The following is a 9,995-nucleotide window of genomic DNA, read 5'->3' on the forward strand; positions in this document are numbered from 1 at the left end:
TCAATCAGCGTTAAATCACCCAGCGTGACGCCAGCGCGATCCAGCGCCAGCGGCCACCTGTTGTCCGCCACGGCGGCGCGCCGGGCGGAGGAGGGGCGCTATGGCTGGCGGTTGCAGGCGTGGCGGCGCGAGAGCGATTTCGCCAACACCTCGGTCGCCGTAGCGGCTGACCGCAAGACGACCACGCCCGCCAATGACCAGTATGAGACGCCTGCGACCGGCTGGGGCGTCAACGCCGCCCTGCGTCGCGCGACGCGCGATATGGCAGGGGGGCGGTTGGAATGGGAGTTGGGCGCCGACGCCCGCTTCAACGAGGGCGAGACGCGCGAGCGTTTCCGCTTCATGCAGGGCGCCTTCACCCGTGACCGGATGGCCGGCGGCGAGACGTCCGTGGCGGGCCTCTATGGCGAAGGTTCATGGAGCGATGACCTGTGGCTGGTTGCGGGCGGGCTGCGCTTGGACGGCTGGCGCAATGAGAATGGCAGGCGGCGGGAGTGGGACCGGGCCACGGGTTTGCCGACACTGGATGAGAGCGACCCTGATCGGTCAGGCGAGGTGGTCAGCGCCCGCTTGGCGGCGAGGCGGTTCATCGGCGGCGGCTGGGCGGCGCGGACTGCGGCCTATTCCGGTTTCCGTCCTGCGAGCCTGAACGAACTGCACCGCCCATTCCGTGTCGGCAACGATCTGACTGAGGCCAACGCGGCCCTTTTTCCTGAAACCTTGCAAGGGATCGAGGCAGGGCTGGCGTTCGAAGGGCCGATCTCGGTCTTCGGCGTCAATCTGTTCTGGAACCGGATCGAGGACGCCATCGTCAACGTCACGATCGCCGAGGGGCCGGGAACGTTTCCGCGGGCGGGCTTTGTTCCGGCGGGCGGCGTTCTGCGCCAGCGTCAGAACGCCGGGACCATCGAGGCCAAGGGCGTGGAACTGACAGCGCGTCAAACCCTGCGGGATGGGCTGAACCTGAGCGGCGCCGTTTCGATCACCGATGCGCGGATGGATGGAGGAACGGCGGCCCCCCAACTGACCGGACTGCGGCCTGCCCAGGCGCCGATCTGGAGCGTAACCGGCGGGCTGGACTGGCAGACGACGAACCGGCTCGGCCTGTCGGTGCAGGCCCGCTATGAAAGCAAGCGGTTCGAGGATGATCTGAACAGCCGTATGCTGAACGCCGCCGTCACCATCGACGCACGAGCGGAATGGCGCGCCGGACCTCGGACTCTGCTGTGGCTGGCGGCGGACAATCTGTTCGACGCCGAAGTCGAGGTCTCGGAAACCGCAGGCGGCGTGGCCGGCTACGCCCCGCCGCGCACCCTGTCGCTGGGTCTGCGCTTGTCCTACTGATACGAGGCTCAGGCGGCGGCTGAGGCCGCCAACTCGGCGTTGGTGACGCGGTTGCGGCCCGTGCGCTTGGAGGCGTAGAGCGCTTCGTCGGCGCGCCCCAGGAACTGTGACGCCGCTTCGCCGGAATGGCGCAGGGCGAAGCCGACGGAAATGGTCACCGCGCCCAGGTCGTCATTGGTCGAACGACGACGCAGGCTGCGCGAGGCGATCTCTTCGCGGGCGGCGTTCAGAGCGGCCTCGACGGCGCCCGCCGTCTCACGCGGGAAGATGACGGCGAACTCTTCACCGCCATAGCGAGCGGCGACGCGCGGCGTGCGCGCGATGCGGGCCAGGACGCTGGCGACATAGCGCAGCACCTGGTCGCCGGTCTGATGGCCCCAGGTGTCGTTGAAACGCTTGAAGTGGTCGATATCGATCAATGCCAGTCCGATCGGCGTCCCATCGGTCTCGGCCTCGTCGCACATGCGCTGAAGTTGTTCGTCGAACGCCTTGCGGTTGGCCAGATTGGTCAGGGCGTCGGTCATGGCGTCGCGACGGACCTGCTCCAAGTGATCGCGCAGTTTGACGACTTCGCGGTTGGAAGATTCCAGACGACGCTCCAGCGCCGAAGTGTGCCGCCGGATGCGCCGCGTAGCGTCGCTGAGAGAGGAGACGATGACGCCCAGGCTGTCGGTATCGGGCGCCGACGCCATGCTGTCGGCGGCCTGGGCCAGGGTGTCGCCGTAGTCGGCCTGGCTCTCGCGCGCCTTATCGATCGCGGCCGCTACCGCCGCCAGTTCGCGGTTTAGCACGGCGCCCGCGTCCCGAATCTCTTCGGACAGACGGCTGCGCGGCAGGAATTCGGCGGCCAGCATCTCGGCCGTGGTGTCAGTGAAGGGCGCGCCGCTGGCCAGCAACCGCGCCATCTCCTGGCTCAACGGGCTGTCGGGTGCGCTGAGATAGTGCAGCCAGAGCTCGAAATTTAGCGGGGTCGGCCAGACGCCGGCCTCTTGCATAGCGTCCACAGCGCGGTGCGCCAGAGCATAGGCTTCTGGACTGCGGACTGTGGTTTCGACCTGCGTGGTCATGCCTTGAAGCGCCCCTGGGAAGTTCAGGCCGGGAGGTTAGCCCGGCCTTCCGTAACGCAGAGTTAAATCAAGACTCGCGGCGTCAGTCAGCAAAAATCACCGGTCGACGCAGGAATGCCGGCACATCGTCGCCGAAAGCGCTGCCCCGGATTTCCCCGGCGGACTTGGACGCAGACGGTTTGGACGCGGCGACGACGGGGGCCGCTGCCGGAGCACGGTCGTCGGACTTCTTGCGGCTGCGCGAACGGCGCGGGGCTTCTTCCACCTTGGGCGTGACGACCTCAGCCGCAACGGGGGCGACGGCTTCGGCGACTTCAGCCGGAGCGGCGTCGACCGCCTTGCGCGAGCGGCTACGCTCGCCGCGTTCGGGGCGGTCGCTGCGACCGCGGCCACGGCCCGAGCGGCTGTCGTCGCGCGGACGGTCCTGGATGGAGGCGAAGTCGATGCCGTCCAGCGGCAGTTCGACCGGCTCCTTCTTGATCAGCTTCAGCACCTTGTCCAACGACTTGTCGTCGGACGGCGTCACGATCATGAAGGCCTCGCCCAGGCGGCCGGCGCGGCCGGTGCGGCCGATGCGGTGGACGTAGTCGTCGGCGTGATGCGGGACGTCATAGTTGAAGACGTGGCTGACGGCCGGGATGTCCAGACCGCGCGCGGCGACATCCGAGGCGACCAGCAGCTTCAGCGCGCCGCTGCGGAAATCGGACAGGGTCTTCATGCGCAGCGACTGGTCCAGGTCGCCGTGGATCGGCGCGGCGTCGAAGCCGTGGACCTGCAGCGACTTGGCGACGATGTCGACTTCCGACTTGCGGTTGCAGAAGACAATGCCGTTCTGGACCTCGCCGCGCTCGACCAGGGCGCGCAGGGCGGTGCGCTTGGCCTTGGGGTCCGAGGTCGGCAGGCGGGTGATGTGCTGGGTGATGGTGTCGGCGGTCGTGGCCGGGCGCGACACCTCGATCCGGGTCGGATCCTTGAGGAATTGCTGCGTCAGGCGCGTGATCTCCGGCGGCATGGTAGCCGAGAAGAACAGGGTCTGGCGACGCGGGGGCGTCAGCTTGAAGATGCGCTCGATGTCGGGGATGAAGCCCATGTCCAGCATGCGGTCGGCTTCGTCGACCACCATCAGCTCGACGCCGGTCAGCAGCATCTTGCCGCGATCGAACAGGTCCAGCAGGCGGCCCGGCGTGGCGATCAGCACGTCCACGCCCTTGTTCAGGGCGGCGACCTGATCGCCCATGGAGACGCCGCCGATCAGCAGCACCCAGTTCAGCTTGGTGCCCTTGGCGTATTTGGCGAAGCTTTCGGCGACCTGGTCGGCCAGTTCGCGGGTCGGGGCCAGCACCAGGGCGCGCGGCATCCGGGCGCGGGCGCGGCCCGAAGCCAGGCGGTCGACCATGGGCAGGGTGAAGGCGGCGGTCTTGCCGGTGCCCGTCTGGGCGATGCCGAGGACGTCGCGCCCGGCGAGGGCCACCGGAATGGCCTGTTCCTGAATGGGGGTGGCGGTCGTGTAGCCGGTATCGGCGACCGCTTGCAGGGTCGTGGGCGAAAGGCCCAGCTTGGAAAATTCAGTCATGCAGTCCTGAAGGGACGGAGGATAGCGTTCGCAAACGCCTTCAGCTGACGGAACCGCCCCTCTTGGGCGAGCGGGCGGCGCGCATCGCCAGTCCTGTTCCGAGCCTGCGGCCGTATAAAGAAGGCCCTACGCCTCAGTCAAGTATTTCCGTTCGGAACAGGCCGCTTGGCAACGGCGTTTCGGCCTGTATGGTCCCCCTCGGGACTGGGAATACGACTGGGAGAGGGACGCCGAATGCGCGCAGCCGTGCTGATCACGCTGATGTTGGCCGCGCCTGCGAGCGCTTCAGCGTCTGGCGGCGGCGGAAACGCCGACGCCATGCAGGCCGCCTTCGGCAACACGGTCGTTTCCCACTATCCTGACGGCGATTGGGTCAAGCACTGGTTCGACCGCGACGGCGGTTATCGCGCCCTGTTTTCGGATGGCCGCCGCCTGACCGCGCGCTGGGCGCGTGAGGGGGATCGCGTCTGTCTGAACGGAATCCGTCCACGCATGATCATCTCGCGCTTCTGCACGCCTTATATCGAGGCTTCCGTGGGGGAGAGCTGGCCGGGCCGCGATCCCTTGGGCCGTCGCGTCCGCAATGAGTTGGTCGCGGGGCGGTAGAAAAACGCCCCCGTTCGTGAGAACGAGGGCGCTTTGTCTTACTCAGTGTCCGCAGTCTTGGCCGCCTTCTTGGCGGGGGCCTTCTTTGCGGCCGATTTCTTGGCCGCAGGCTCCTTCTTCGCCGCAGGCTTTTTCGCAGCAGCCTTCTTGGCGGGCGCCTTCTTCTTCGGCGCGGCGCCGGCCTTGGCGGCCAGCAGAGGCAGGGCGGCCTCCATCGTCATGTCTTCGGGCGCTGTGCCCTTGGGCAGGGTGGCGTTGATCTTGCCCGACTTGACGTAGGGGCCGTAGCGGCCGGCCATGACCTGCACGGCTTCGCCCGTTTCCGGGTGGGCGCCCAGTTCCTTCAGCGGTGCGGCGGCTGACGCACGACCTGCACGGCCCGCGCGCTTTTCAGCCAGCAGAGCCACGGCGCGGTTCAGGCCCACGTCGAACACTTCCTCGATGTCCGCGACGTTGGCGTAGGTGCCGGCGTGCGCCACGAACGGGCCGTAGCGGCCCAGGCTGGCGGTGATCATCTTGCCGTCTTCGGGGTGCGGACCCACGTCGCGCGGCAGGCTGAGCAGGCGCAGCGCCTTCTCCAGGTCGATCGAGGCCGGGGACCAACCCTTGGGCAGGGACGAGCGCTTGGGCTTGTCCGCGTCCGGCGGCGTGGTTTCGACATAGGGGCCGAAGCGGCCGATCTTCAGGTGCACCGGCTGGCCGGTCGCCGGATCGACGCCCAGTTCGCGGTCGCCGCTCTCCGCGCCGCCGTCGGCCGCGTCAGGCGAGGCAACCGGCCGGGTGTATTTGCACTCCGGATAGCGCGAACAGCCGATGAAGGCGCCGAAGCGGCTGGTCTTCAGGCTCAGCTGTCCCTGATGGCACAGGGGGCATTCACGCGGGTCCGTGCCATCGCCCTTGTCCGGGAAGATGTGGGCGCCCAGGGCCTCGTTCAGGTGATCCAGGATAGCCGTGGTGCGCAGTTCGCCCGCAGCCTGGGTCGCAGCGTGGAAATCATCCCAGAAACGACGCAGCAGGGTCTTCCAGTCCAGATCGCCCGCCGACACCTCGTCCAGCTGGGTCTCCAGCGCGGCGGTGAAGTCGTACTCGACCCATTTGGCGAAGAACTGTTCCAGGAAGGCCGTGACCAACCGTCCCTTGTCCTCGGGATAGAAGCGGTTCTTGTCGATGCGGACGTATTCGCGGTCGCGCAGGGTCGTCAGGATGGAGGCGTAGGTCGAGGGACGACCGATGCCCAGCTCTTCCAGCTTCTTGACCAGGGTGGCTTCCGAGAAGCGCGGCGGCGGTTCGGTGAAGTGCTGGTCGGTGCGGATCGCCTCGACCTTGGCCTTGGCGCCTTCCTTCAGCGCGGGCAGGCGGCCGCCTTCGTCCTCGTCTTCCTCGGCGCCCTTCTGTTTTTCGTCGCGACCTTCTTCATAGGCGGCGATGAAGCCGTCGAAGGCGACGACCTGGCCGGTGGCGCGCAGGCCGGTCTGACCGTCGGGCGTCTCGATCTCGACCGTGGTGCGGTCCAGACGCGCCGATTCCATCTGCGAGGCGATCATCCGCTTCCAGATCAGCTCGTACAGACGCTGCAGATCGCTATCGAGCCGCAGGGTGTCGGGGCTGCGCAGGATGTTGGTCGGACGAATGGCTTCGTGCGCTTCCTGGGCGTTCTTGGCCTTGGTCTTGTAGTAGCGGGGCTCGGCCGGGACATAGGCCGGGCCGAAACGCTGGCCGATGGCCTCGCGCGCCTGAGCAATGCCTTCCGGCGTCACGAAGACGCCGTCGGTACGCATGTAGGTGATCAGGCCGCCGGTGTCGTCGACGCCTTCATACAGCTTCTGCGCCGCCTGCATGGTGCGTTGGGCGGTGAAGCCAAGCTTGCGCGCGGCTTCCTGTTGCAGGGTCGAGGTGGTGAAGGGCGGGGCGGGGGACCGCTTGGTCGGCTTCTTCTCGACCGATTTGATGGTGAAGTCGCCGCTGTGGACGGCCTCACGCGCGGCCATGGCCATGGCCTCGGACACGATGTCGAGGCGCTGCACACGCTTGCCGTCATGCTTGACCAGACGGGCGGTGAAGGGCGGGCTGTCGGCGATCAGGTCGGCCTCGATCGACCAATATTCCTGGGCCTTGAACCGCTCGATCTCCATCTCGCGATCGACGACGATGCGCAGGGCGACCGACTGAACGCGCCCGGCCGAACGTGCGCCCGGCAGCTTGCGCCACAGCACCGGCGACAGGTTGAAGCCCACCAGATAGTCCAGCGCCCGGCGCGCCAAATAGGCGTCCACCAGCTCCATATCGAGCTGACGCGGGTTGGCCATGGCCTCCAGCACGGCGGACTTGGTGATGGCGTTGAAGGTGACGCGCTGGACGTCGGTGTCCTTCAGCGCCTTCTTCTTGTTCAGGATCTCCAGAACGTGCCAGCTGATCGCCTCACCCTCGCGGTCGGGGTCGGTCGCCAGGATGACGCGGTCGGCGGCCTTGGCGGCCTCGGCGATCTCGGACAGGCGCTTGGACGCCTTGGCGTCGACCTCCCAGTGCATGGCGAAGTCATCGTCGGGCAGCACCGAGCCGTCCTTGGACGGCAGGTCGCGGACGTGGCCGTAGGAAGCCAGAACCTTATAGTCCGAGCCCAGGTATTTATTGATGGTCTTGGCCTTGGCGGGGCTCTCGACGATGACGAGATTCATGGCGCTCTATCGGGGAAAACGGGGCGCGAACGTGGTTGCGGCGAGCGCGGAAGTCAATCGGCCCATTTTATATGAGCAACCTTTCCGGGTAACGTGAGTTTACAAACCTCCTTGAGTTGTGTTCCTCTCAGATGTTCTCGGGAGGGTTGACGATGAACAAGACAGCGCAGCGACGCCGCAAGCCGACGAGCCCTGATCTGACGGACTATCCGGTTCGTGAATATGTGGCCGCCATGGCCACGGAACTGGCCGGAATGGCCCGCTGGGACGGGGATGAGCGGTTGGCCGGACTTCTGGAAAGCGCGGCGGATATGGCCCGCCGCACCGCGCCCGCCTAGGTCGAGGCCAGACCGCCGGGCAGCAAGGTCGCCCGCCCTGCGAGGTGAAGCTCCAGCAGGGCGGCGGCCGTTTCCGCAATTGACAATCCGGCCGCGCGCGCCAGTTCGTCGCGGGCGATGGGCGTCGGCGACAGCAGGGCCTCGATGCGATCCAGCACCGCATCGTCGATCTGATCCGGCGAACCGGCCTCGAACGGCGAATCAGCGGGCGGTTCGCGCAGCGTCCGCAGGGCGGCGTAGGCCCGCTCGATATCTTCGATTCCTTCGCACAGGATGGCCCCTTGTCGCAGCAGTTCGTTCGGCCCTTTTGAGCGTGGGTCCAGCGGCGAGCCCGGCACGGCGAAGACGTCGCGCCCCTGTTCGCCCGCCAGCCGGGCGGTGATCAGGGAGCCGGAGCGAATCTCCGCCTCGACCACCACGACGCCGCGCGACAGGCCGGAGATGATGCGGTTGCGGCGCGGAAAGTCGCGCGCCTGGGCCCGCGCGCCGATGGGGCTTTCTGAGACGATGCAGCCGCGCTCGACGATCTGGCGATACAGGTCTGCGTTGTCTGAGGGATAGATGTCGTCCACCCCGCCGCCCAGGACCGCGACCGTGCCGGTTTCCAGCGCGCCCAGATGCGCCGCCGCATCCACCCCGCGCGCCAGACCCGAGACGACGACGTGGCCGCTTTCGCCCAACTGCTGGGCCAGGCCGCGCGCGATCCGTTGCCCGCCCGCCGAGGCGATGCGCGCGCCGACGATGGCCATGCAGGGCTGGTGCATCAGCGGCGGCTCACCGAGCGTCCAAAGCAGGGGCGGCGGCGGATCGACGGCGGCCAGGGCTTCGGGATAGACGGCGTCGCCCCACAGGATCAGCCGCGCCCCGATGCGGGCGCCGGCTTCCAGCTCGGCCTCGATCGTCTGCGGCTCCGGGATGGAGTAGCCGCTGCGTCCCCGACTGCGGATCAGGTCGGGCAGGGCGTCCAGCGCGCGCTCGGCCGAACTGAACCGCTGCAACAACTGGGAAAAGGCCACAGGGCCGACGCGGTCGGTCCGGGCGAGCCGGAGGCGGGCGAAACGCTCGGCCTCCGACAGGGGCGTCACGCCTTCTTCGCCCCGATCTTGGGCTCGGCGCCCTTGAGCAGGCGGCCGATATTCTCATGGTGGCGGATGAAGATCAGGACGGCGGTGAAGACCGCCATGATGAAGATGGGCTGCGGCGCCGGCAGGCCCAGCGCGGGCAGGGGCAGCAGGGCGTAGAGCGGCGTCAGCGCCGCCGCCACCAGAGCCGACAGCGAGGAGTAGCGCAGGGCGAAGGCAATGATCAGCCAGGTCGCGGCCGCCAGCAGACCCAGCGGCCAGCAGGCGGCCAGGATCAGGCCGAAGAAGGTCGCCACCCCCTTGCCGCCCTTGAAACCTAGCCAGACGGGGAACAGGTGGCCCAGGAAGGCCGCGCCGCCGGCGATGGCGCCCGCCATGTCAGTTCCCAGCAGATGCCGCGCGATCAGCAGGGCGACCGCGCCCTTGCCTGCGTCCAGGATCAGGGTGGCGATGGCCAGATCCTTGCGCCCGGTGCGCAGGACGTTGGTCGCGCCGATATTGCCCGAGCCGATGTTGCGCACGTCGCCCGCGCCCGCCGCGCGGGTCAGGACCACGCCGAACGGAATGGAGCCCAGCAGGTATCCGCCGACAGCCACAAGCCCGAGCGTAAGGAGCGCCGGCCCCGCTAGATCCTGCAAATGATTCGCTCCCCTTAACGTGCGTCGTGGACGATGCGGCCCGAGACGACGGTGAGCAAGACCTTCCCTTGCAGTCGGCGGCCGTCAAAGGGCGAATTCTTCGACTTGGAGCGCAGGGTCGAGGCGTCGATCACCACCGGCGCCCCGGCGTCGAACAGCACCAGATCGGCGGGCGAACCCTGCGACAGCTCGCCGGCCTCCAGCCCCAGCAGGGCCGCCGGGCCCTGTGTCAGCGGCCGCAGCACGTCCAGCAGGTCGACGCCGTATTCGTGGTGCAGCGTCAGGGCGGCAGGCAGCAGGGTCTCCAGACCCACGGCGCCCGGTTCGGCCTCGGCGAAGGGGCGGCGCTTGTTCTCGGCCGGTTCGGGACAGTGAGCCGAGGTGATGACGTCGATCAGGCCGTCGCGCACCGCCTCGACCAGGGCCTGCCGGTCGCTCTCGGCGCGCAGGGGCGGGTCCAGGCGGTAGAAGGTCCGGTAGTCGCCGATGTCGATCTCGTTGAAGCACAGGTGGTTGATCGAGGCCGACGCCGCGACCTCCAGGCCCCGCGCACGGGCGCGAGCCAGCGTCTCCAGCGCGCCTTCGGTCGAAACCTGGTCGATCAGGAAACGCGCGCCGGTCTGCTCGACCAGGGCCAGGTCGCGCTCCAGCTGGATGCGCTCGGCGATGGCG

Annotated in this window: 9 protein-coding genes; 3 read left to right on the top strand and 6 right to left on the bottom strand. The window is 67.9% G+C overall.

What is annotated here, in order from left to right:
- A partial coding sequence (locus RT567_RS09575; protein WP_313576078.1) for a TonB-dependent receptor domain-containing protein occupies window positions 1–1,344 on the top strand: 1,344 nt, incomplete at its 5' end.
- Window positions 1,345–1,352: 8 nt separating this feature from the next.
- On the opposite strand, the gene RT567_RS09580 is transcribed toward RT567_RS09575, so the two are convergent.
- Together RT567_RS09580 and RT567_RS09585 are read right to left on the bottom strand one after the other, a co-directional pair.
- Window positions 1,353–2,411 carry a GGDEF domain-containing protein gene (locus RT567_RS09580; RefSeq protein ID WP_313576079.1) on the bottom strand — a complete coding sequence of 353 codons (1,059 nt, stop codon included), beginning with the start codon at window positions 2,409–2,411 and terminating at the stop codon, window positions 1,353–1,355.
- Window positions 2,412–2,493: 82 nt separating this feature from the next.
- Window positions 2,494–3,984 (bottom strand): DEAD/DEAH box helicase, encoded by a 1,491-nt coding sequence (locus RT567_RS09585; RefSeq protein ID WP_313576081.1) that lies wholly within the window; start codon window positions 3,982–3,984, stop codon window positions 2,494–2,496.
- 234 nt (window positions 3,985–4,218) lie between these two features.
- Between RT567_RS09585 and RT567_RS09590 the strand changes: the two genes are divergently transcribed.
- Window positions 4,219–4,590 (top strand): hypothetical protein, encoded by a 372-nt coding sequence (locus tag RT567_RS09590; RefSeq protein WP_313576083.1) that lies wholly within the window; start codon window positions 4,219–4,221, stop codon window positions 4,588–4,590.
- Window positions 4,591–4,628: 38 nt separating this feature from the next.
- Here RT567_RS09590 and topA read toward each other — a convergent pair whose 3' ends face one another.
- Window positions 4,629–7,265, bottom strand: a complete 2,637-nt coding sequence (gene topA, locus RT567_RS09595; RefSeq protein WP_313576085.1) for a type I DNA topoisomerase — start codon at window positions 7,263–7,265, stop codon at window positions 4,629–4,631.
- Window positions 7,266–7,417: 152 nt separating this feature from the next.
- Between topA and RT567_RS09600 the strand changes: the two genes are divergently transcribed.
- The gene (locus RT567_RS09600) at window positions 7,418–7,603 is read left to right on the top strand and encodes a hypothetical protein (protein ID WP_313576087.1); all 186 of its coding nucleotides are present in this window, start codon (window positions 7,418–7,420) and stop codon (window positions 7,601–7,603) included.
- On the opposite strand, the gene dprA is transcribed toward RT567_RS09600, so the two are convergent.
- From dprA to RT567_RS09615, 3 genes are all read right to left on the bottom strand, one after another.
- Window positions 7,600–8,688, bottom strand: coding sequence for a DNA-processing protein DprA (gene dprA, locus RT567_RS09605; RefSeq protein ID WP_313576089.1), 1,089 nt, complete (start codon window positions 8,686–8,688; stop codon window positions 7,600–7,602). The two genes, RT567_RS09600 and dprA, sit on opposite strands and share 4 nt — an antisense overlap.
- Window positions 8,685–9,323: a glycerol-3-phosphate 1-O-acyltransferase PlsY gene (gene plsY / locus RT567_RS09610; protein WP_313576092.1), complete on the bottom strand. Its 639-nt coding sequence runs from the start codon at window positions 9,321–9,323 to the stop codon at window positions 8,685–8,687. The genes dprA and plsY overlap by 4 nt, the downstream gene beginning before the upstream one ends.
- Before the next feature lie 14 nt (window positions 9,324–9,337).
- Window positions 9,338–9,995 (bottom strand): amidohydrolase family protein (locus tag RT567_RS09615; RefSeq protein WP_313576094.1); only part of this gene is annotated, 658 nt, incomplete at its 5' end.

The sequence above is a fragment of the Brevundimonas sp. genome (genome assembly GCF_032107865.1).
Taxonomy (GTDB): Bacteria; Pseudomonadota; Alphaproteobacteria; order Caulobacterales; family Caulobacteraceae; genus Brevundimonas.

What these genes read in the sequence shown, in the direction of transcription:
- RT567_RS09590 (WP_313576083.1), top strand. Translation starts at nt 4,219, where the DNA reads ATGCGCGCAGCCGTGCTGATCACGCTGATGTTGGCCGCGCCTGCGAGC.
- topA (WP_313576085.1), bottom strand. Translation starts at nt 7,265, where the DNA reads ATGAATCTCGTCATCGTCGAGAGCCCCGCCAAGGCCAAGACCATCAAT.
- RT567_RS09600 (WP_313576087.1), top strand. Translation starts at nt 7,418, where the DNA reads ATGAACAAGACAGCGCAGCGACGCCGCAAGCCGACGAGCCCTGATCTG.
- RT567_RS09585 (WP_313576081.1), bottom strand. Translation starts at nt 3,984, where the DNA reads ATGACTGAATTTTCCAAGCTGGGCCTTTCGCCCACGACCCTGCAAGCG.
- RT567_RS09580 (WP_313576079.1), bottom strand. Translation starts at nt 2,411, where the DNA reads ATGACCACGCAGGTCGAAACCACAGTCCGCAGTCCAGAAGCCTATGCT.